Raw genomic sequence first — 20297 nt, forward strand, 5'->3', positions numbered from 1 at the left:
GCACTTAAACACGGGCGAAATGAAGGGTTATCGTTGAACGAGGGTCGTGACTTGCTCAGCAGTCACCGCTGACCACAAATTGCCTTGCATGGCGCTGAAGTTGAACGGCAGCATACGTCGCAAGATGTCTTCATCGTCAACGCCCGCGGCGATCACGCCCTGGCAATAGGGCGTAATTTGCGCCAGAATCGCCCGCATAAAGGGTTCAAACGAAAACTCGGCAACACGCGCATGGATAAATCCTTTATCCAGTGCAATCCGTTTAAACAATCCATCAAAAACGGCTTTGTTAGATGCGGTTCCCGCCCCAAAGTCAGCTAACACCATCGGGAAATGGATTGCCATTCTCGCAAGCACAGGATCGTCTTTTCCATTATTTAAACCGGGAAAACTCTCATTAACCGTAAACTCGAGAAATGGATAGCGTTCTAATATTGTTGTGGCATTCCCGTCTGCCAATAGATACTCAACAATAGCCGGTGTTATATTTATCCAGGCAATAAGGTGATGCTGAATAAAAAACAGTTTACAGGAATCCAGCAATTCCAGCTTTTCGTGAAACAGCGCTAACTCGTCTACCGCACTGAGATGCGGGGTGACCAGTTCCGTTGGAATACGGACGTCAGTTCCCACGCCAACAAAGTGAGCAAAGATTTCTAAACCTTTTAGCTCCCCCGCGCAATTGCGAGCAGGAAGTAATAATAGTTCAGAGTGATAAGGATTATTCAGGGTGACAATCATTGCGCCGGCCCCGCGTTTAAGTAGATAACGAGCATCCTGGAGCAATTGCTAAAATAATTCAACTTTATTGATTTTAAAAAGATTAATTTCATTGTTTCCTTTTTATTTTTAAGATTTTTCCTTCAATCTAAAATAATTTTATCCTGGTTATGGTGTAATAGCCAGTTTTAGCGAAAACAGCCACTTATCGACATAATTAATTACATATAGATTTAACTCAAACTGGATAACTTAAAAATGCGCGCGGTTCAGATGACCGCGCCAGAAGGAAACAGAAACGACCTGCTATATACGTCGAGCCTGCCAGAAGTTTTTCCGCCAGTAGACATTATCCAGAGATGATCGCATCACACCGCGACTGGTTGAGGCATGAATAAACTGGTTGTCGGTATCATAAATGCCAACATGGAGGCCACTTTCACCTGAGCCCGTTTTAAAAAACACCAGATCGCCCGGCAATAAATCGTCTTTATCTATTTTTGTACCGATTTCAGCCTGCATTCGCGTTTCGCGTGGGAGTTGCAGATCGAACTTGTCGCGGAAAGTCATAAGCACGAAGCCTGAACAATCCACGCCACCCCGGCTCATTCCACCATAGCGATACGGTGCCCCGCGCCAGTGTTGCAACTGGTCGTTAAGGTTAGCGATCACGGTAATAGAGTCCGATAACCGCGGATTAGGGGGGGGTGCACGATGACTGCTGCATCCTGCAAGTAATAACATGCCCACAATGATTAACCAGAATCGCATTTCCAGACGAATCCTCTGCTTTTTTATCCTTTCCGTAATTTAGCCTGTGATTACGGAACCTTGCAAGAAACGCTATTCCTGAACGGTCGAAATAAGCATTCTGTGCCCTTCAATATCCAGGCGACGAAAAGGCATACCGTAAGCCCGCGCAAGATTGGGCGGCGTCAGTACACTGTCGCGCGCGCCGCTGGCTAACAACGTCCCGCGCGCTAATAGCCACACCCGGTGGGCGTGGCGCAGCGTGTGATTCAAATCGTGACTGCTCATCACGATGGCGATGCCTTTGCCAGAAAGCAGACTTAATAACTTGTCCAGCGCGGCCTGCTGAGCCACGTCCAGACCGCTCATCGGCTCATCCAATAACAATACGTTCCCGTGGGGATTCCCCGCCGGATGGATTTGCAGGATCGCGGCAGCCAAGCGCACGCGCTGCCACTCGCCACCGGAGAGTTGGCTGGCGTTGCGTGCGAGTTTATCTTCCAACCCTAGAGCGCCTGTGACATCCTCAAGCAATGCGGAATGGGTTTTATCATGCTGATGCAGTGCCAGATAGTGCCAGACGGGCATGGCAAAAGGTGGCATCTGTTGCTGGATAAGGTAGCTGCGTCGATGAGCCAGCGAGACGGGAGACCACTCGCGAAGTGAGCGTCCCAGCAATGTGATTTCTCCCTCACCCATGGTCAGCCCAGCCATACGGGCCAGCAACGTACTTTTACCAGCACCGTTGGGACCCACAAGATGCACGATCTCGCCCGAGCGAACCTCCGCGTTTATCGGCTCTAGCCTTCCCTTCTGCGCCACGCCAGACAACTGCATCAGCACGGTCATTACTTCGCCAGCGCCAGCTTAATAGATTCCATCACAATAGGATCTTCTGGCGTCATATCCGGGGAAAAGCGTTGTACAACCTGCCCGTCCCGGCCAATCAGGAATTTTTCGAAATTCCATAAAATATCATCCGGGTATAGCGGCGCACGTCCTTTGCTCGCCATACGTTCGTAGAATCCGCTTTGTTCTGGCGCGACGGCTGTTGGAGCGGCGGCGATCAGCTTTTGATAGAGGGGATGGCGATTTTCACCGTTCACATCAATTTTGCTGAACATCGGGAACGTGATGCCATAGGTGGTGCTGCAAAACGTTTTGATCTCCTCTTCGCTACCCGGCTCCTGACCCAGGAACTGATTGCACGGGAAACCGAGAACCACCAGCCCATCCTTCTCCCAGGCTTTCTGGATGTTTTCCAACTGTTCATACTGCGGCGTCAAACCGCATTTCGACGCAACGTTCACGATTAACAACACTTTACCTTTGTAGCCTTCCAGCGTTGTTGTTTCGCCATCAATGGTTGTAACTTCGGTGTTCAGAATGTCGTGCTGCATAGCGTCCCCTTAGTTGGTTTACAATGTCGGATCTAACGTCCGGCCTTTAATAGTAGCCAGATAAACACAGGTGCGCCCAGCGTAGCTGTCACGACGCCGATGGGTAACTCTGCCGCGGTGAGGGCCAGACGGGCAACAATGTCGGCGATGAGCAGCGTCGCGGCACCGGCAACAGCGGATGCGGGCAATAATGTACGGTGATCGGTCATTCCGCCGAGGCGCAGCATATGCGGGATGACAAGGCCGATAAATCCAATCGCCCCCGCGAGAGCGACGCTCACGCCTACCATCCAGCCAATCGCGACGACAAGTATTTTGCGCCATATGTCGATCGACAAACCGAGTTGGCGGGCCGAGGTTTCGCCTAAGGCCAGCATGTTCAGTGGCGCTGACTGACAGGAGGCCCAGATAATGATGGGAACCAGCAGCAGCATTAACCAGCCCTGACGCCAGTCTACGCCACCGAATCCTCCCATCATCCAGTACATCAGTTGGCGCAGATCAAATGATGTTGAGAAATACACCGCCCATGTCATCAGGGCGCTACAGATAATCCCTAGCGCCACACCGGCCAGTAACAATCGGCTGGTTGATAGATTCCGTCTGGCAAAGCGAAGCAAAATCACCGTGATCAGCAATGCCCCAGCGATAGCACAGACGCTGACGCTCCAGCCTGACAGCGCCCCTTGGCCTAACATCACGGCCGCGATAAGCCCAACGCCTGCGCCATTCGAGACGCCAAGCAAACCTGGCTCTGCCAGTGGGTTCTCAAATAACGCCTGCATCATCGTCCCGCACAAGGCGAGCGCGGCGCCCACCAGTATCACCGCCACTGTGCGCGGCAAACGGATTTGCCACACAAAGAGCTGGCCCTGATCGCTCAGCCAGTTTTCTGGCCCAATCCACTGGTCGCCCGCACACAGACTGACCGTCACCGCGACGACAAGTAATACCACCAGCACGAGCAACCCGCGCAGATCGGAGCGATGTTGACGATAGGCATAATCATGCATAGGTTTTGTTTTCATGTGGGAGATGTCATTGATTTTACGGCGGGTACACGAGAGAGCAAAGAAAAAAGGCCGCATGAGCGGCCTTTTTAGTTAGTTCAATTACTCTGCTTTGGGCGTTGCGTTTTCGACACGGCTTTTTAACTTCTGTCCGGGTCTGAAGGTCACCACGCGGCGGGCTGTAATGGGAATATCTTCCCCCGTCTTCGGGTTACGGCCCGGACGTTGGTTTTTGTCTCGCAAATCAAAATTGCCAAAACCGGACAGTTTAACCTGCTCACCGTTTTCCAGAGCACGACGGATCTCTTCGAAAAACAGCTCTACCAGTTCTTTGGCATCCCGTTTGCTAAGCCCAAGCTTATCAAACAGATATTCTGACATTTCAGCTTTTGTAAGCGCCATAGGTTCAATCCCTCAATGATGCCTGGAATCGCTCTTTTAATGCCTCTACACATTTGGCGACGGTAGCGGCAATCTCCTCTTCTTCGAGTGTACGGCTGGTATCCTGAAGGATAAGGCTAATAGCGAGGCTCTTAAAACCTTCTGCTACGCCCTTGCCGCGGTACACGTCAAATAAGTTTACGCCAACTACCTGATTTACGCCAACTTTCTTACATTCGGCCAAAATATCTGCTGCGGGCACATTTTCAGCCACCACAACGGCGATATCACGACGGTTCGCCGGGAAGCGAGAAACGTCCTGAGCCTGAGGAATGACGCGGTCTGCGACCTTGTTCCACTCCAGCTCAAACACCATCGTACGGCCATTGAGATCCAGTTTGCGCTCAAGCTCTGGGTGAACAACACCAATGAAACCAATGCGTTCATCGTGTAAATAAATGGCAGCACTTTGACCCGGATGCAGGCCCTGGCAGGCTTCAGCACGGAATTCGATTTCAGATAATTTACCGGTCAGATCGAGAACAGATTCCAGATCGCCTTTCACATCGTAGAAATCAACGCTGTTTTTCGTCAGATCCCAATGCTCTTCGTAGCGATTGCCACAGATGGCACCTGCCAGCATCAGATCCTGGCGAATGCCCAGGTTAGCCTGCGTATCAGGAACAAAACGCAGACCGGTTTCGAAGATACGGACGCGGCTCTGCTGACGGTTCTGGTTATAAACGATGGTGCCGAGCAGACCAGTCAACAGGGAAAGACGCATTGCAGACATTTCGCTGGAGATCGGGTTCGGCAGAATCAGGGCTTCGTGACCCGGATGCACCAGCTGCTGCAGTTTTGGATCAACGAAGCTGTAGGTAATCACTTCCTGATAACCTTTGTCATTAAGCATGGTTTTCACACGCTTTAACGACAGATCGGCTTCGCGGTGCGTGCCCATGATCAGACCTGCTTGTACCGGCTCATCGGGAATATTGTTGTAGCCGTATACACGCGCCACTTCTTCCACCAGATCTTCTTCGATTTCCATATCAAAACGCCAGCTCGGCGCAATGGCCTGCCACTGATCCTGACCGTCAGTGACTTCACAGCCCAGGCGACGCAGAATGTCGCTGACCTGCGCATCGGCAATATGATGGCCAATCAGACGATCAAGTTTAGAGCGGCGCAGCGTGATGGTTGCACGTTTTGGCAGCGTTGCTTCGTTGGTCACATCAATGACAGGACCTGCTTCACCGCCGCAAATGTCGATCAGCAGGCGAGTCGCACGCTCCATCGCTATATGCTGAAGCGCTGGATCAACACCGCGCTCATAACGGTGAGATGCATCGGTATGCAAACCATGACGACGTGCGCGACCGGTGATAGACAGCGGGCTGAAGAATGCGCATTCCAGCAGAACGTTCTGGGTTTCGTCATTCACGCCTGAATGTTCACCACCAAAGATGCCGCCCATAGCCAGCACTTTGTTGTGATCAGCAATAACTAAGGTGTCTGCGTTGAGTTTCGCTTCGCTACCGTCGAGCAGAACCAGGGTTTCACCCTCTTTCGCCATACGCACCACAATGCCGCCGTCGATACGATCTTTATCGAAAGCATGCATCGGCTGGCCCAGTTCGAGCAGCACGAAGTTGGTCACGTCAACAACCGCGTCGATAGAACGAATGCCACAGCGACGCAGTTTCTCTTTCATCCACAGCGGCGTTGGCGCCTTAACGTTGATGCCTTTCACTACGCGACCCAGATAACGCGGGCACGCATCAGCGGCCTCAACCTGAATCGGCAGCGTGTCGGTAATAGTTGCCGCCACTGGCGCGATTTCTGGCGCGTTCAGATCGGTTTGATTCAGTACGGCCACATCGCGAGCCACGCCGATAATGCCTAAGCAGTCGGCACGGTTCGGGGTGACGCTGATTTCAATCGTGTTGTCATCGAGCTTAAGGAATTCGCGAATATCGCTGCCAATCGGCGCATCGACAGGAAGTTCGATGATGCCGTTATGGTCGTCGGAAATCCCGAGCTCAGAGAAGGAGCACAGCATCCCTTCTGACGGCTCGCCACGCAGTTTGGCGGCTTTGATTTTGAAATCGCCCGGCAGAACCGCGCCCACAGTAGCCACGGCTACTTTCAGTCCTTTACGGCAATTTGGCGCGCCACAGACGATATCCAACAGGCGTTCGCCGCCAACGTTCACTTTTGTCACACGCAGCTTGTCAGCATTTGGGTGCTGGCCGCATTCGACCACTTCACCGACAACTACGCCGTTAAAAGCGCCGGAAACCGGCTCAACGCCATCCACTTCCAGACCGGCCATGGTGATTTGATTAGAAAGCGCTTCGCTGTCAAGAGTCATGTTTACCCATTCGCGTAACCACAGTTCACTGAATTTCATTGTTCTGTCCTGTCTTATTTAAACTGTTTGAGGAAACGCAGATCGTTTTCGAAGAATGCGCGCAAATCGGTTACGCCATAACGCAGCATCGTCAGACGCTCCATGCCCATACCGAAGGCAAAGCCGGAATAGATTTCCGGATCAATACCCACGTTGCGCAGAACATTAGGGTGAACCATGCCGCAGCCCAGAACTTCGAGCCATTTGCCGTTTTTACCCATCACATCAACTTCCGCAGACGGTTCAGTGAACGGGAAATAGGATGGACGAAAACGAACCTGCAGATCTTCTTCAAAGAAGTTGTTCAGGAAGTCGTGAAGTGTGCCTTTCAAGTTGGTAAAGCTGATGTTTTTATCGACAATCAAGCCTTCCATCTGATGGAACATTGGCGTGTGGGTCTGATCGTAGTCGTTACGATATACGCGACCCGGCGCGATAATACGGATCGGCGGTGCTTGTTCCTTCATGGTACGGATCTGCACGCCAGAGGTCTGGGTACGCAGCAAACGCGTAGCATCAAACCAGAAAGTGTCGTGGTCAGCGCGTGCCGGATGATGGCCAGGAATATTCAGTGCATCGAAGTTATGGTAGTCGTCTTCGATTTCCGGGCCTGTCGCCACGGTAAAGCCGAGCTCACCGAAGAAACTTTCAATGCGATCGATGGTACGAGTCACCGGATGCAGGCCGCCATTCTCGATACGACGCCCCGGCAAGGAAACATCAATCGTTTCTTCAGCCAGACGCGCGTTCAATGCGGCGCTTTCCAGGTCAGATTTACGCGCGTTTAACGCTTGCTGAACCTGTTCTTTAGCTTCGTTGATGACCGCACCTGCAGCCGGGCGCTCTTCAGGCGGCAGCTCCCGCAGCGTGGTCATTTGAAGGGTCAAATGCCCTTTTTTACCCAGATATTCGACGCGGACATTGTCTAATGCGGCAACATCTGAGGCTTGATTAATGGCGGCCGTTGCATTGGCAACCAGCTCTGCGAGATGTGACATGTTTTTCCTCGTTATGTGGCGATATTCATCAGCAGTAGAAACAAAAAAAGCCTCCATCAGGAGGCTTTCTGGCGCTGTTTTTCGTTTCATCTTTCATGCGCTAGCCTCCTGAAATCAGGTGCTAAAGTAAAAGAAGAAGCGGAAAATAGCAGCATTCATGCTTGCGTTACCTTATGTGGTACATGCCGTAAGGCCTTATTGGAAAGGCTAGACGGGGAATTGTCAATTACTTGATGGCCCTGTGAAACAAAAGAGGGAGCAAAGCCCCCTCTTTCAACTGGCTTATGCCAGTGCTGCTTTCGCTTTTTCGACCAGAGCGGTGAACGCTAATTTGTCGAATACTGCGATGTCAGCCAGAATCTTACGATCGATTTCAACAGAGGCTTTTTTCAGGCCGTTGATGAATTTGCTGTAAGAAATACCGTTCTGACGTGCTGCTGCGTTGATACGCGCAATCCACAGTTGACGGAACTGACGCTTACGTTGACGACGGTCACGGTAAGCATACTGACCAGCTTTGATAACAGCCTGGAAGGCAACGCGGTATACGCGTGAACGCGCACCGTAGTAGCCTTTGGCTTGTTTCAAAATTTTCTTGTGACGTGCACGGGCAACTACACCACGTTTTACGCGAGCCATATGTGCTCTCCTGTATCTATTCTAATTAAAAAGTTAAAAAAACGTTAACGACTTATGCGTACGGCAGGCACGCGATAACCAGACCCAAATCGCCTTTAGAAACCATGGCTTTTGGACGCAGGTGACGTTTACGCTTGGTAGCTTTTTTAGTCAGAATGTGACGCAGGTTAGCACGCTTGTGTTTAAATCCACCTTTACCGGTTTTTTTAAAACGCTTAGCAGCACCGCGTACGGTCTTAATTTTTGGCATTTTAATAACTTCCACTTCGCATTGTTAATAAACGAAACATAGGCGAACAAAGCCTGTGAAGCCCGTAGGCTCCACAGATCTTGCTACTTGAAGGCCTTACTGTTTCTTCTTAGGAGCGAGCACCATGATCATCTGGCGGCCTTCGATCTTCGATGGGAAGGATTCGACCACTGCCAGTTCACTCAGATCGTCACGGACGCGATTAAGCACTTCCATACCGATCTGCTGGTGAGCCATCTCACGACCGCGGAAACGCAGTGTGATCTTAGCTTTATCACCCTCTTCCAGAAAGCGTACCAGGCTGCGGAGTTTTACCTGGTAATCGCCATCGTCGGTGCCAGGTCGGAATTTGATTTCCTTAACCTGAATAACTTTTTGCTTTTTCTTCTGTTCCTTAGAAGACTTGCTCTTTTCATAGAGGAACTTGCCGTAATCCATGATACGACAAACTGGCGGCTCGGCGTTAGGGCTGATTTCGACTAAGTCTACTCCGGACTCTTCTGCTTTTTCCAGAGCTTCTCTCAGACTCACAATACCAAGCTGCTCGCCTTCCAGACCTGTTAAGCGAACTTCTTGCGCGCGAATTTCGCTATTAATACGATTCGGGCGCGCCGTTTGAACTCGTTTTCCGCCTTTAATACCTTATACCTCCAGTTGTTGAAGACTGCGGCTGCGAATCTCTAGTCGCAGCTTCTCAATCACTTCATTTACGTCCAAGCTGCCCAAGTCTTTACCACGGCGGGTGCGAACGGCAACTTTGCCTGATTCCACCTCTTTATCACCGCAGACCAACATGTATGGGACACGACGTAATGTGTGCTCACGGATTTTAAAGCCAATCTTCTCATTTCTCAAGTCCGCTTTTACGCGAATGCCCGCATTTTGTAGTTTTTGCGTCAATTCTTTAACGTAATCAGCCTGAGAATCGGTAATGTTCATCACTACAACCTGCACTGGCGCAAGCCAGGTTGGGAAGAAGCCCGCGAATTCTTCGGTAAGAATACCGATAAAGCGTTCAATAGAACCCAGAATCGCACGGTGAATCATAACCGGAATCTGACGCTCGTTGTCTTCACCTACATAAGAGGCGCTTAAACGCTGCGGCAGAGAGAAGTCCAGCTGAACCGTACCGCACTGCCAGGCGCGGTCGAGACAGTCATACAGTGTAAATTCAATTTTCGGACCGTAGAATGCGCCTTCACCCAGTTGATATTCAAACGGAATGTTGTTTTCTTCAAGCGCAACTGCCAGATCCGCCTCAGCACGATCCCAGGTCTCGTCACTGCCGATACGTTTTTCCGGACGAGTTGAGAGTTTGACCACGATTTTCTCGAAGCCAAAAGTGCTATACATATCGTAGACCATACGAATACAGGCGTTAACTTCATCACGCACCTGCCCTTCAGTACAGAAGATATGCGCGTCATCCTGAGTAAAGCCGCGTACACGCATCAGACCATGCAACGCACCTGATGGTTCATTACGATGACAGCTACCGAACTCCGCCATACGCAGCGGCAGGTCACGGTAAGATTTCAGACCCTGGTTGAAGATCTGAACGTGGCCAGGACAGTTCATCGGCTTGATGCAGTATTCACGGTTCTCTGAAGACGTCGTAAACATTGCATCTTTATAGTTGTCCCAGTGGCCGGTTTTTTCCCACAGCACACGGTCCATCATGAACGGGCCTTTCACTTCCTGATACTGATATTCTTTCAGCTTAGAGCGTACGAAAGTTTCCAGTTCGCGGAAGATAGTCCAGCCGTCGTTATGCCAGAAGACCATACCCGGCGCTTCTTCCTGCATATGATACAGGTCGAGTTGTTTACCGATTTTACGGTGGTCACGCTTTGCCGCTTCTTCCAGACGAACCAGATAAGCAGTCAGGGCTTTTTTATCTGCCCAAGCGGTACCATAAATACGCTGCAACATCTTATTGTTGCTGTCGCCACGCCAGTACGCACCAGCAATTTTCATCAATTTGAAGTGATGACAGAAACGCATGTTCGGTACGTGCGGTCCACGACACATGTCGACATATTCTTCGTGATGATACAAGCCAGGCTTGTCATCATGCGAGATGTTCTCGTCAAGAATAGAAACTTTATAGTTTTCGCCACGCTTCACAAAGGTTTCACGCGCTTCATGCCAGCTGACATTCTTCTTGATGACATCGTAGTTCGTTTCGGCGAGCTCGTGCATACGTTTTTCGAGCGCGTCGATGTCTTCCTGAGTCAGCGTATGGTCAAGATCAACGTCATAGTAGAAGCCGTTATCAATAACCGGGCCAATCGCCATTTTGGTATTCGGCCACAGCTGCTTAATAGCATGGCCCAACAGGTGCGCGCAGGAGTGACGAATGATCTCAAGACCTTCGGCATCCTTGGCGGTAATGATGGAAAGCTGTGCGTCGTTTTCAATCAGATCGGAAGCATCAACCAACTCACCGTTTACACGCCCAGCGATGGTGGCTTTTGCCAGGCCAGGACCAATGTCCAGGGCTACGTCCATCGGGCTTACGGCACGGTCAAACTGGCGTTGACTGCCATCAGGAAGAGTAATTACAGGCATTTTATATCCTTATTTGCAGTGATGCCCCACACATAAGAGCATATACAAAGAAAATAATCGTGTTTTGACAATGGATTACGACACCATCTGACCAACAATCGTCAAATTGGCTCGCCATCCGACACATAACCGTAATCAGACAAACCCTGATTTACGATCAGTCCTCAGATGGTAACACTAACAAAAGGGGGAATGCACTCCCTGCACTGAGATTACTGCATCTACAACTTACGTATGAGTTGAGTAAGTTTTGCATTGCGGCGCTCGCGATCTTCTTTTGCTGGGCTACGCTGTTACAAGGTCTTAAAACAAAGGCAGGGCATACTATGAATGTTTCCAGCAGAACGGTTGTTGTACTGAATATTCTCTCTGCCGCGGGACTAGTCATGCTACTCGCGAGCAAGTTTAACTGGTTTTGACTCTGCGGGTAGGCTATACATCCTGTATATTCATAAAGAGATGTAAGCAAATCACAAGGAAGAACTATGCCATCAAAACGCTTTGCGAAAAAACACTGGAAAATGGTGGTGGTATTAATCGCTATCTGCGCAGCGATGTTATTATTACGCTGGGCGGCAATGTTATGGGGCTAGAGAAACACTTTAACATTACGTGCTTTAATACAAAATGTATTAGGTATAATACAAACAGGTGATTTAACTCTTACACAGCTAATACACTGACTCGTAAATCTTTGAATAAATTTACATCTAATCCCATGTTAAAAACCGGTACGTCAGAATCCGGTTTTTACAGGGGTAAATGATTCCAATAATATTACGCAATAGAATCACCCATTAAGGTTAAGACCATTCACCCGCCACAAGTTTGTGCACATCAAATGCATCATTCATTGACTGCCCTGTGGACTGTGAGCCCGGTGCGATGTTTGAACCCGCTTCAACATCAGAAGCGCGAGTAATACCGATTTGGGTTGAGGCGTCACTGGCAGACTGTGTAGCAGAATCAGCAGCAAATACGCCAAATGAAAGTGCTGAAAGCACCATTGCTGCTGCAGCGGTTTTGAATTTATTCATAATGTTTTTCTCTTTCTCAATTAATGCAGAACAATTTGAGGCTAATAAATGCCTGTGTTGATAGTGTAGATCTGGATCACACTTTTGCATAGTCAATTTATTTATCAAAAGGTGTCAAATAATCTGAAGTTTTATCAAGAGAGACAATTATGAAGAAATTATGGAGATAGAGAATTAATACATTATTTAAAACGCTGTTTACGTTTTAATAGCACGCTTTGTTAAAATAAAAATGGGCCGATAATATTTCGGCCCGAGAGAATTACATTTTGTAACCTAAGGAAATCGTGGTTCTGCGGTCTGTGTGTTCCGGAGCAGAAGCCGGTGGTTCAGAGTTCCAGGTAACGTTGTAAGCAACCTTCAAACCAAAGTGTGCGTTAATCGCCACATTCAGCGCAGTCTCTGAGTTCAGTGTCGTATCATCCGCACCAAATACGGAGACACCCTGCGTGAATTTGGCGTTATCAGTGAACTGCCACGCATAGGTGCCAGACGCATAACCCAGCGGCTGTGTTTTGGTTTCGCCATCTGTGTATTCGTCATAACGTACACCAGGACCGAATTCGAAACGGAAACTGTGTACCGGTCCGTTCAGGAACTGACGACCATAACCCGCAGTGAACACATCACGCTGACGGTAGCCGTTATAGCGGTCTGTTAACCAGCTTGCCTGTCCGAAGAGATAATCCGTGTCGGTCATGTTATAACGGCTACGACCACCTACCGCATACTTCTCAGAAGAACGCTCGTCGTTAGAGGAAGTATTACTCGCATTACCCCACAGTGACCAGGCTGTACTTTCGCCATACCAGGTCATGGTGGTATCAGCCGTCAGGGAAGAGCTTTTAGTGTTACCCGATTGCGCCAGATAACCAGCGTTAAGGTTGCCTTCAAACGGTTTCTGCGCAGTGGAAGGGTCATCCATGACAGTAAAAACGGTGTCATCAGCGGCTGCATACATCGAGGCAAACACGCCTCCCGCCAGCATCATTGCAGCGGGTACTGTCTTCAAAAGCTTCATTTTTAAGGGAGTCCGTACAACAAAAAAAGAGACCATCACGGTCTCGGAAACTTTCTTGAGGATCAATGAGAAGGCATCCGTAGAAAGGTAACAAATTATAAAAAGGCTCATATAACATAGCAATGATTTCTTATTTCATTTTTTGAATAAGAGCGATCTTAAACCGACTTTTATTTCATAATAAAAAGCCGCTATTGCCTTAGACATTTATATTAAAAATCATACTGTTATTTACTTTCTTTTCTGCCCAATGGGTGCCAGGCTTAACGAAGCCCATGCTAAAAGGAGGTCACAATGGTACATATTTACACTTTGACGCTCTCCCCTTCTCTCGACAGTGCCACCCTAACACCTCAGATCTACCCTGAGGGCAAACTCCGCTGCAGCGCTCCCGTCTTTGAACCCGGCGGCGGAGGCATCAACGTCGCACGCGCGATTACTCAGCTTGGCGGTCAAGCCACTGCCATATTTCCAGCCGGAGGCGCAACCGGTGAGCATCTGGTCGCGTTGCTGGCAGACGAACGAGTGGCCGTAGACACCGTTCAGGCCAAAGACTGGACGCGGCAGAATTTGCACGTTCACGTCGAATCCAGCGGTGAGCAGTATCGTTTCGTGATGCCCGGCGCCATGCTGACGGACGATGAATTTCGTCAGCTGGAAGAAAAGGTTATGGCGATTGAAAGCGGGTCCCTACTGGTGATCAGCGGTAGTCTGCCGCCAGGCGTCAAAACCGAAAAACTCACGCAATTGATCCACGCGGCTCAAAAACAGGGCCTGCGCTGCGTCGTGGATAGCTCCGGGGATGCACTGACGGCAGCGCTGGAATCCGGCAATCTGGAGCTCATTAAGCCAAACCAAAAAGAGTTGAGTGCGCTGGTGAATCGCGCATTAACGCAGCCAGACGATGTGCGTGACGCAGCTCAGGAACTGGTACGCAGCGGGAAATCACGCCGCGTGGTGGTTTCACTTGGGCCGCAGGGGGCGCTCGCCGTTGACGAGTCAGGATACGTTCAGGTCGTTCCCCCACCGATGAAAAGCCAGAGCACCGTGGGTGCGGGCGACAGCATGGTCGGCGCGATGACGCTAAAACTTGCACAAGGTGCATCCTTGCTGGAGATGACGCGTCATGGCGTCGCGGCTGGTAGCGCCGCCACTATCAATAAAGGGACACGGCTCTGTTCCCTCGCTGATACGCAGAAAATCGTCAACTATCTCACTCAACAGTAACCCCAGCTTCCCCCCTTATCCCAGGGGGAAGTGTGCATAAAGTCGCCAAAATGGCGCAATCGACTATGCTAAAAAAACTTTCATGATAACAACGAGGTGAAATATGAGCAGTGGTGATATCACCCGCTACGTGGTAATCGTAAAAATTCATGAAGATTCGCTGACCGAGCTCAACGAAATCACTAATCATCTTTCGCGAAGCGGTTTTTTGCTCACGATGACGGATGAGGAAGGAAACATTCACGACCTGGGCATCAATACCTTTGGCCTGATCAGCGCCCTCAGCGCCGATGAAGTGAAAACGCTGGCCAGTGGCTTGGTCCAAAGCGCGACAGGCAAAGAAGCCGCCATTCAGGTAAATACCTGGGAAGAGTGGCAAAAAAGCGAACAATAAGTGCCCTGTATACATCCAAACGGCTCAGGTGTGCGTTAGCTCGTATTATTTAACGGCGGTTCTGCGCTAACTTTATGATCTGGCGGACAACATGGGAGAATCATCATGTGGCAGGCTATCAGTCATCTGTTAAATGAACAGCTGGGCGAAGGGGACATTGAACTGCGTAACGAGTTGCCGGGCGGAGAGATCCACGCCGCATGGCACCTGCGGTTTGCGGGACGCGATCTCTTCGTGAAATGTGATGAGCGGGAGCTTCTCCCTATCTTCACCGCCGAAGCCGATCAGCTTGAGTTATTGTCGCGTAGCCAAACCGTCTCAGTGCCAAAAGTCTGGGCGCTGGGTAGCGATCGTGACTACAGTTTCCTGGTGATGGATTATCTCCCTGCCCGTCCACTGGACGCACACAACGCCTTTTTGTTGGGCCAGCAGATCGCTCGCCTGCATCAGTGGAGCGATCAACCGCAGTTTGGTTTGGATTTTGATAACGATCTTTCGACCACACCGCAGCCCAACGCCTGGCAGCGCCGCTGGTCCACCTTCTTTGCGGAACAACGCATCGGCTGGCAGTTAGAGCTCGCTGCGGAAAAAGGTCTCGCGTTTGGCAACATCGATGCGATCGTAGACCACGTTCATCAGCGACTCGCATCGCACCAGCCGCAACCGTCGTTACTTCACGGTGATTTGTGGTCTGAAAACTGTGCGTTAGGTCCAAACGGACCGTATATTTTTGACCCTGCCTGCTATTGGGGCGACCGGGAATGCGACCTGGCGATGCTACCACTGCATCCTGAACAGCCGCCGCAAATCTATGACGGCTATCAGGCCGTTTCACCACTGTCCCCCGATTTTCTTGACCGACAACCGATCTATCAGCTCTACACGCTGTTTAACCGGGCGATTTTGTTTGGAGGGGAGCATTTGGTGAATGCCCAACGCGCGTTGGACAGGGTTTTAGCGGCATAGGCGTGGGAAAATAGATATGAAAACGGGTGGTCAAAACCACCCGTTTTGCTTTACAGAAAACCCAGCAATGAAAAGAAGAAATATCCACCGACGATAATAATCACCGGCAAAACGTACAGCGGGAATATCTGCAGGAAAATGGTGTGATGCGGCACCACAATGCGTGATTCAATCTGCTCGCGCGTTAAGCCATCCACACCCTTCGCTTGTTCGAGAATCAGTTGATCTTCAACGCCTTCGCGCAGAAAACGGGTCTGGCGACTCATGCGTGCGCCCGACGCTTGCAGCGCTAGCGCGATAAAGATCAGCGCAAAGATTATCCAGAACACAATGTTCAGTTGGTGCTGAAAATCAGGCGTGGGAGAGTTGTACCAGAAGAAATTCAAAAAAGGCGTATTAAAGCGCATCATCTCAATCATAACATGTGCAAAATCAAGCATAACCGCATTAATACCCGCCTGTTTTTCGCTGTGGTCATACATGAATTTCAGCACGGAAATCAGCGTAGAAATCACCGCTGGGATGAAAATTACCCATCCGGCCACGCGTTTTAACACTGCTATGCGTCCAGCTTGTTGATACGTCATCAGTTCCCCTTGATAAAGACGCTCTGTTTGAGCCTAAGTTTACCCTCAGGTGGCGAATTTCGCCTGATCTTTAAAAGCGATATGGTAAATTGCTCTGAGTACCTGATTAAACCTTCCGCTGTATCCCTACGAAAGGAGATGTTGTCATGTCGACCCCGCACCAAATTGTTGCTGCCATTTTCGATATGGATGGATTACTGATCGATTCTGAACCTCTGTGGGATCGGGCTGAACTGGATGTGATGGCAAGCCTCGGGGTGGACATCAGCCGCCGCGGAGAGCTTCCCGATACGCTAGGCCTGCGCATTGATATGGTCGTCGAGCTTTGGTTTGCGCATCAACCGTGGAGCGGTCCGAGCCGTGAGGAGGTCACCGCCCGCGTGATTAGCCGAGCCATCGCCCTCGTCGAAGAAAAACGTCCGCTATTGCCTGGCGCCCGCGAAGCCATTGCGCTGTGCAAAGCTCAGGGGTTAAAAGTCGGTCTGGCCTCCGCCTCGCCGCTGCATATGCTGGAAAAAGTGCTGGAGATGTTTGGTCTGCGCGACAGCTTTGACGGTTTGGCCTCGGCAGAAAAGCTGCCGTACAGCAAGCCGCATCCACAGGTGTATATGGACTGTGCCGCGAAACTGGGTGTTGATCCACTCGCCTGTGTGGCGCTGGAAGATTCCGTGAACGGCATGGTCGCATCTAAAGCGGCACGCATGCGTTCGATTGTCGTTCCCGCCGAAGAAGGCCAGCACGATCCTCGCTTTGCGCTGGCAAATGCCAAACTGACGTCACTCGTCGATTTAACATCCGCTCATCTTTTCGGCCAGTAAATCGCTTTTCGGGCAACGTGCGGTTGCCCGAAAACATGACCGCCATAATATTTTTAAAACATCATTTCATTTTAATTTGTATTTCCCCTCAACGGCTTCTATTCTTACCTCCAGAACGACAATAACCCTACACTCTGAGGTACATATGATACTGGATGCCTTTAATCTTTCGGGAAAAGTCGCCATCGTGACGGGATGCGACACAGGCTTAGGCCAGGGAATGACGCTTGGGCTCGCGCAAGCGGGATGCGATATTGTGGGTGTAAACCGCAAAATCCCCGAAGAGACGGCAGCCAAAGTCATCGCCTTAGGCCGACGTTTTATGGCGATACAGGCAGATCTCAGCAAGCAAGACGCTATTGATGACATCGTGCGCAAAACCGTCGCTGAGATGGGTCGTGTCGATATTCTGGTGAATAACGCAGGTACTATTCGCCGGGAAGACGCGCTGACCTTCAGTGAAAAAAACTGGGATGACGTGATGAACCTGAATCTCAAATCAGTTTTCTTCCTGTCCCAGGCCGTGGCGCGCCAGTTCATTGCGCAAGGCGAAGGCGGCAAAATCATTAATATCGCCTCAATGCTCTCCTTCCAGGGCGGGATTCGCGTGCCCTCCTATACGGCGTCCAAAAGCGGTGTATTAGGTATCACGCGCCTGCTGGCGAACGAGTGGGCAACGCACAAGATTAACGTCAACGCCATTGCGCCCGGTTATATGGCGACTAACAACACCCAGCAGTTGCGCGATGACGAGCAGCGCAGTAAAGAGATTCTGGACCGCATCCCGGCCGCACGTTGGGGTACGCCTGACGATCTGCAAGGCCCAGTCGTGTTCCTCGCTTCAGCCGCGTCGGATTATATCAGCGGCTATACCCTTGCCGTTGATGGGGGTTGGCTGGCGCGATAGCGTCGTTTTGTGACAAAGAGTTACACCGTAACCTCTTCCGCCTACTGTACAAAAACCCTATACTGTATGAATTGACAGTTTAGTGGGTTTTATCATGACGGCGGAAGGCCACCTCCTTTTTTCAATTGCCTGCGCAGTGTTTGCCAAAAACGCTGAGCTGACCCCTGTACTGGCGCAGGGCGACTGGTGGCATATCGTTCCGTCTGCGGTTCTCACCTGCTTGCTACCGGATATTGATCATCCGAAGTCATTTTTGGGGCAACGGTTAAAATGGATAGCCAAGCCTATCGCCCGTGCCTTTGGTCATCGCGGATTCACGCACAGCCTGCTGGCGGTATTTATTCTGCTGACCTGCTTTTACCTTAAAATTCCCGAAACCTGGATTGTCCCTGCAGATGCTATTCAGGGAATGGTGCTCGGCTATTTAAGCCATATCCTTGCTGATATGCTCACGCCCGCCGGTGTCCCGCTGCTCTGGCCGTGTCGCTGGCGTTTCCGCTTTCCTATTCTGGCCCCGCAAAAAGGCAACCAGTTGGAACGCGTGTTGTGCATGGCGCTGTTCGCTTACGCCGTCTGGATGCCACAGACCCTGCCCGAAAATGGTGCAGTACGCTGGTCGTCGCAAATGATCAATACGCTGCAATTTCAATTCAATCGTTTTATTAACCATCAGATTGAACATTAAACCAACAAAATAATCACATTTGTCATAACCCATTCCATTTGGATATAAGCGCCACATCACACTTCTGATAATCTTGCGCCAACATGATCGGAATATACCGATCGGATTATAAATCAGGAGAACGGGGATGAATTTTCCACTAATCGCGAACATCGTGGTGTTCGTTGTCTTGCTATTGCTGCTGGCGCAGACGCGTCACAAGCAGTGGAGCCTGGCGAAAAAGGTACTCGTAGGTCTGGTCATGGGTGTGGTATTTGGTCTGGCATTGCAGGCGATTTACGGCTCCGATAACCCAGTTCTGAAAGATTCCATTCAGTGGTTTAACGTTGTCGGTAACGGCTACGTCCAACTGCTGCAAATGATCGTCATGCCGCTGGTCTTCGCCTCTATTCTGAGCGCCGTGGCCCGTCTGCATAACGCTTCACAGCTCGGTAAAATCAGCTTCCTGACCATTGGCACTCTGCTTTTCACCACGCTGATCTCGGCGCTGGTCGGTGTGCTGGTGACCAATGTGTTTGGCCTGACCGCTGAAGGTCTGGTCCAGGGCACCGCGGAAACCGCGCGTCTGACCGCGATCGAAACCAACTATGCAGGCAAAGTGGCGGACCTGAGCGTCCCACAGTTGCTGCTCTCATTCGTGCCGAAAAATCCGTTTGCCGATCTGACTGGCGCAAACCCAACGTCTATTATTAGCGTGGTAATTTTTGCGGCCTTCCTGGGTGTCGCGGCTCTGAAACTGCTGAAAGACGATGCGCCGAAAGGCCAGCGCGTTCTGACAGCCATCGACACGTTGCAAAGCTGGGTGATGAAACTGGTTCGTCTGGTCATGCAATTGACGCCATACGGCGTTCTGGCACTGATGACCAAGGTCGTCGCGGGTTCTAACCTGCAGGACATCATCAAGCTGGGCAGCTTCGTGATTGCCTCTTACCTCGGTCTGGGCATCATGTTTGTTGTTCACGGCATCCTGCTGGGTGTGAACGGCGTCAGCCCGCTGAAATACTTCCGTAAGGTCTGGCCGGTGCTGACGTTCGCGTTCACCAGCCGCTCCAGCGCGGCGTCTATTCCTTTGAACGTTGAAGCGCAAACCCGTCGTCTGGGTGTGCCGGAATCCATCGCCAGCTTCTCAGCCTCTTTCGGTGCAACCATCGGTCAGAACGGCTGTGCGGGTCTGTATCCGGCCATGTTGGCGGTTATGGTTGCGCCAACCGTCGGCATCAACCCGCTTGATCCAGTATGGATCGCGACGCTGGTCGGCATCGTGACCGTCAGCTCCGCCGGTGTTGCAGGTGTGGGTGGCGGTGCGACGTTTGCAGCGCTGATCGTACTGCCTGCGATGGGTCTTCCGGTAACGCTGGTTGCACTGCTGATTTCCGTTGAGCCGCTGATCGACATGGGTCGTACCGCGCTGAACGTCAGCGGTTCCATGACCGCCGGGACGCTGACCAGCCAGTGGCTGAAGCAGACCGACAAAGAAATACTGGATAGCGAAGAAAACGCCGAACTGGCGCACCGTTAATCCT

At 50.8% G+C, this 20297-nt stretch carries 25 protein-coding genes and 1 other annotated feature; of the genes, 9 read left to right on the forward strand and 16 right to left on the reverse strand.

The window, feature by feature from the left end:
- Nucleotides 1-27: 27 nt before the first annotated feature.
- The 13 genes from AC07RN_RS01250 to thrS form a co-directional block, all read right to left on the reverse strand.
- Complete coding sequence (locus AC07RN_RS01250) at nt 28-741, reverse strand: EAL domain-containing protein (protein ID WP_478335381.1); 714 nt, start codon at nt 739-741, stop codon at nt 28-30.
- A gap of 285 nt (nt 742-1026) precedes the next feature.
- The gene (locus tag AC07RN_RS01255) at nt 1027-1491 is read right to left on the reverse strand and encodes a C40 family peptidase (protein WP_012017128.1); all 465 of its coding nucleotides are present in this window, start codon (nt 1489-1491) and stop codon (nt 1027-1029) included.
- A 72-nt stretch (nt 1492-1563) separates the two neighbouring features.
- Nucleotides 1564-2319, reverse strand: coding sequence for a vitamin B12 ABC transporter ATP-binding protein BtuD (btuD, locus tag AC07RN_RS01260; RefSeq protein WP_478335382.1), 756 nt, complete (start codon nt 2317-2319; stop codon nt 1564-1566).
- Complete coding sequence (locus tag AC07RN_RS01265; protein ID WP_449553397.1) at nt 2319-2870, reverse strand: glutathione peroxidase; 552 nt, start codon at nt 2868-2870, stop codon at nt 2319-2321. Before AC07RN_RS01265 ends, btuD begins: the two co-directional genes overlap by 1 nt.
- A 32-nt stretch (nt 2871-2902) precedes the next feature.
- Nucleotides 2903-3883: a vitamin B12 ABC transporter permease BtuC gene (gene btuC, locus AC07RN_RS01270; RefSeq protein WP_478335786.1), complete on the reverse strand. Its 981-nt coding sequence runs from the start codon at nt 3881-3883 to the stop codon at nt 2903-2905.
- Between the two features lie 99 nt (nt 3884-3982).
- Nucleotides 3983-4282: an integration host factor subunit alpha gene (gene ihfA, locus AC07RN_RS01275; protein ID WP_003857805.1), complete on the reverse strand. Its 300-nt coding sequence runs from the start codon at nt 4280-4282 to the stop codon at nt 3983-3985.
- A gap of 4 nt (nt 4283-4286) precedes the next feature.
- Nucleotides 4287-6674 (reverse strand): phenylalanine--tRNA ligase subunit beta, encoded by a 2388-nt coding sequence (gene pheT / locus AC07RN_RS01280; protein ID WP_478335383.1) that lies wholly within the window; start codon nt 6672-6674, stop codon nt 4287-4289.
- Nucleotides 6675-6688: 14 nt separating this feature from the next.
- Nucleotides 6689-7672, reverse strand: a complete 984-nt coding sequence (gene pheS / locus AC07RN_RS01285; RefSeq protein WP_012017123.1) for a phenylalanine--tRNA ligase subunit alpha — start codon at nt 7670-7672, stop codon at nt 6689-6691.
- A 40-nt stretch (nt 7673-7712) separates the two neighbouring features.
- Nucleotides 7713-7836 (reverse strand) — a sequence feature (Phe leader region).
- Entirely contained in the window at nt 7787-7831 is a 45-nt protein-coding gene (gene pheM / locus AC07RN_RS01290) for a pheST operon leader peptide PheM (protein ID WP_001386830.1), read from the reverse strand. Its footprint overlaps the feature before it by 45 nt.
- 118 nt (nt 7837-7954) lie before the next feature.
- Nucleotides 7955-8311 (reverse strand): 50S ribosomal protein L20, encoded by a 357-nt coding sequence (gene rplT, locus AC07RN_RS01295; RefSeq protein WP_012017122.1) that lies wholly within the window; start codon nt 8309-8311, stop codon nt 7955-7957.
- 52 nt (nt 8312-8363) lie between these two features.
- Nucleotides 8364-8561: a 50S ribosomal protein L35 gene (gene rpmI / locus AC07RN_RS01300; RefSeq protein WP_012017121.1), complete on the reverse strand. Its 198-nt coding sequence runs from the start codon at nt 8559-8561 to the stop codon at nt 8364-8366.
- A 96-nt stretch (nt 8562-8657) separates the two neighbouring features.
- Nucleotides 8658-9200, reverse strand: coding sequence for a translation initiation factor IF-3 (gene infC, locus AC07RN_RS01305; RefSeq protein WP_071818735.1), 543 nt, complete (start codon nt 9198-9200; stop codon nt 8658-8660).
- 3 nt (nt 9201-9203) lie between these two features.
- The gene (gene thrS / locus AC07RN_RS01310; RefSeq protein ID WP_478335384.1) at nt 9204-11132 is read right to left on the reverse strand and encodes a threonine--tRNA ligase; all 1929 of its coding nucleotides are present in this window, start codon (nt 11130-11132) and stop codon (nt 9204-9206) included.
- Nucleotides 11133-11458: 326 nt separating this feature from the next.
- Between thrS and yncL the strand changes: the two genes are divergently transcribed.
- The gene (yncL, locus tag AC07RN_RS01315) at nt 11459-11551 is read left to right on the forward strand and encodes a stress response membrane protein YncL (RefSeq protein ID WP_071818734.1); all 93 of its coding nucleotides are present in this window, start codon (nt 11459-11461) and stop codon (nt 11549-11551) included.
- Nucleotides 11552-11617: 66 nt separating this feature from the next.
- Nucleotides 11618-11725: a small membrane protein YniD gene (yniD, locus tag AC07RN_RS01320; protein ID WP_096759519.1), complete on the forward strand. Its 108-nt coding sequence runs from the start codon at nt 11618-11620 to the stop codon at nt 11723-11725.
- A gap of 210 nt (nt 11726-11935) precedes the next feature.
- Here yniD and AC07RN_RS01325 read toward each other — a convergent pair whose 3' ends face one another.
- Both AC07RN_RS01325 and AC07RN_RS01330 read right to left on the reverse strand, forming a co-directional pair.
- Nucleotides 11936-12169, reverse strand: coding sequence for a YdgH/BhsA/McbA family protein (locus tag AC07RN_RS01325; RefSeq protein WP_041689382.1), 234 nt, complete (start codon nt 12167-12169; stop codon nt 11936-11938).
- A gap of 262 nt (nt 12170-12431) precedes the next feature.
- Nucleotides 12432-13190: a DUF481 domain-containing protein gene (locus tag AC07RN_RS01330; RefSeq protein ID WP_041689381.1), complete on the reverse strand. Its 759-nt coding sequence runs from the start codon at nt 13188-13190 to the stop codon at nt 12432-12434.
- Between the two features lie 294 nt (nt 13191-13484).
- Between AC07RN_RS01330 and pfkB the strand changes: the two genes are divergently transcribed.
- The 3 genes from pfkB (at nt 13485) to AC07RN_RS01345 (ending at nt 15777) form a co-directional block, all read left to right on the forward strand.
- The gene (gene pfkB, locus AC07RN_RS01335) at nt 13485-14417 is read left to right on the forward strand and encodes a 6-phosphofructokinase II (RefSeq protein ID WP_478335385.1); all 933 of its coding nucleotides are present in this window, start codon (nt 13485-13487) and stop codon (nt 14415-14417) included.
- 103 nt (nt 14418-14520) lie between these two features.
- The gene (ghoS, locus tag AC07RN_RS01340; RefSeq protein WP_012017115.1) at nt 14521-14811 is read left to right on the forward strand and encodes a type V toxin-antitoxin system endoribonuclease antitoxin GhoS; all 291 of its coding nucleotides are present in this window, start codon (nt 14521-14523) and stop codon (nt 14809-14811) included.
- 105 nt (nt 14812-14916) lie between these two features.
- Nucleotides 14917-15777, forward strand: coding sequence for a fructosamine kinase family protein (locus AC07RN_RS01345; protein WP_478335386.1), 861 nt, complete (start codon nt 14917-14919; stop codon nt 15775-15777).
- Nucleotides 15778-15827: 50 nt separating this feature from the next.
- On the opposite strand, the gene AC07RN_RS01350 is transcribed toward AC07RN_RS01345, so the two are convergent.
- On the reverse strand, nt 15828-16364 hold the full coding sequence (locus AC07RN_RS01350; protein WP_478335387.1) for a YniB family protein: 537 nt from the start codon (nt 16362-16364) through the stop codon (nt 15828-15830).
- A 146-nt stretch (nt 16365-16510) separates the two neighbouring features.
- Between AC07RN_RS01350 and hxpB the strand changes: the two genes are divergently transcribed.
- From hxpB to AC07RN_RS01370, 4 genes are all read left to right on the forward strand, one after another.
- Nucleotides 16511-17182 carry a hexitol phosphatase HxpB gene (gene hxpB, locus AC07RN_RS01355; RefSeq protein ID WP_478335388.1) on the forward strand — a complete coding sequence of 224 codons (672 nt, stop codon included), beginning with the start codon at nt 16511-16513 and terminating at the stop codon, nt 17180-17182.
- A gap of 145 nt (nt 17183-17327) precedes the next feature.
- Nucleotides 17328-18089 carry a 2-dehydro-3-deoxy-D-gluconate 5-dehydrogenase KduD gene (gene kduD, locus AC07RN_RS01360; RefSeq protein WP_478335389.1) on the forward strand — a complete coding sequence of 254 codons (762 nt, stop codon included), beginning with the start codon at nt 17328-17330 and terminating at the stop codon, nt 18087-18089.
- A 94-nt stretch (nt 18090-18183) separates the two neighbouring features.
- A complete protein-coding gene (locus AC07RN_RS01365) occupies nt 18184-18774 on the forward strand; it encodes a metal-dependent hydrolase (protein ID WP_012017110.1) in 591 nt (196 codons plus the stop codon).
- Nucleotides 18775-18901: 127 nt separating this feature from the next.
- Nucleotides 18902-20293 (forward strand): L-cystine transporter, encoded by a 1392-nt coding sequence (locus AC07RN_RS01370; protein ID WP_012017109.1) that lies wholly within the window; start codon nt 18902-18904, stop codon nt 20291-20293.
- Nucleotides 20294-20297: the final 4 nt, after the last annotated feature.

The sequence above is a fragment of the Lelliottia sp. GFLA7 genome (genome assembly GCF_056490165.1).

Coding starts and splice junctions, on each gene's coding strand:
- btuC (WP_478335786.1), bottom strand. CDS start 3,883: ATGCATGATTATGCCTATCGTCAACATCGCTCCGATCTGCGCGGGTTG.
- AC07RN_RS01370 (WP_012017109.1), top strand. CDS start 18,902: ATGAATTTTCCACTAATCGCGAACATCGTGGTGTTCGTTGTCTTGCTA.
- thrS (WP_478335384.1), bottom strand. CDS start 11,132: ATGCCTGTAATTACTCTTCCTGATGGCAGTCAACGCCAGTTTGACCGT.
- rplT (WP_012017122.1), bottom strand. CDS start 8,311: ATGGCTCGCGTAAAACGTGGTGTAGTTGCCCGTGCACGTCACAAGAAA.
- pheS (WP_012017123.1), bottom strand. CDS start 7,672: ATGTCACATCTCGCAGAGCTGGTTGCCAATGCAACGGCCGCCATTAAT.
- hxpB (WP_478335388.1), top strand. CDS start 16,511: ATGTCGACCCCGCACCAAATTGTTGCTGCCATTTTCGATATGGATGGA.
- ihfA (WP_003857805.1), bottom strand. CDS start 4,282: ATGGCGCTTACAAAAGCTGAAATGTCAGAATATCTGTTTGATAAGCTT.
- ghoS (WP_012017115.1), top strand. CDS start 14,521: ATGAGCAGTGGTGATATCACCCGCTACGTGGTAATCGTAAAAATTCAT.
- AC07RN_RS01250 (WP_478335381.1), bottom strand. CDS start 741: ATGATTGTCACCCTGAATAATCCTTATCACTCTGAACTATTATTACTT.
- btuD (WP_478335382.1), bottom strand. CDS start 2,319: ATGACCGTGCTGATGCAGTTGTCTGGCGTGGCGCAGAAGGGAAGGCTA.
- AC07RN_RS01350 (WP_478335387.1), bottom strand. CDS start 16,364: ATGACGTATCAACAAGCTGGACGCATAGCAGTGTTAAAACGCGTGGCC.
- pfkB (WP_478335385.1), top strand. CDS start 13,485: ATGGTACATATTTACACTTTGACGCTCTCCCCTTCTCTCGACAGTGCC.
- AC07RN_RS01365 (WP_012017110.1), top strand. CDS start 18,184: ATGACGGCGGAAGGCCACCTCCTTTTTTCAATTGCCTGCGCAGTGTTT.
- rpmI (WP_012017121.1), bottom strand. CDS start 8,561: ATGCCAAAAATTAAGACCGTACGCGGTGCTGCTAAGCGTTTTAAAAAA.
- AC07RN_RS01255 (WP_012017128.1), bottom strand. CDS start 1,491: ATGCGATTCTGGTTAATCATTGTGGGCATGTTATTACTTGCAGGATGC.
- AC07RN_RS01345 (WP_478335386.1), top strand. CDS start 14,917: ATGTGGCAGGCTATCAGTCATCTGTTAAATGAACAGCTGGGCGAAGGG.
- AC07RN_RS01265 (WP_449553397.1), bottom strand. CDS start 2,870: ATGCAGCACGACATTCTGAACACCGAAGTTACAACCATTGATGGCGAA.
- AC07RN_RS01330 (WP_041689381.1), bottom strand. CDS start 13,190: ATGAAGCTTTTGAAGACAGTACCCGCTGCAATGATGCTGGCGGGAGGC.
- pheT (WP_478335383.1), bottom strand. CDS start 6,674: ATGAAATTCAGTGAACTGTGGTTACGCGAATGGGTAAACATGACTCTT.
- AC07RN_RS01325 (WP_041689382.1), bottom strand. CDS start 12,169: ATGAATAAATTCAAAACCGCTGCAGCAGCAATGGTGCTTTCAGCACTT.
- yncL (WP_071818734.1), top strand. CDS start 11,459: ATGAATGTTTCCAGCAGAACGGTTGTTGTACTGAATATTCTCTCTGCC.
- yniD (WP_096759519.1), top strand. CDS start 11,618: ATGCCATCAAAACGCTTTGCGAAAAAACACTGGAAAATGGTGGTGGTA.
- kduD (WP_478335389.1), top strand. CDS start 17,328: ATGATACTGGATGCCTTTAATCTTTCGGGAAAAGTCGCCATCGTGACG.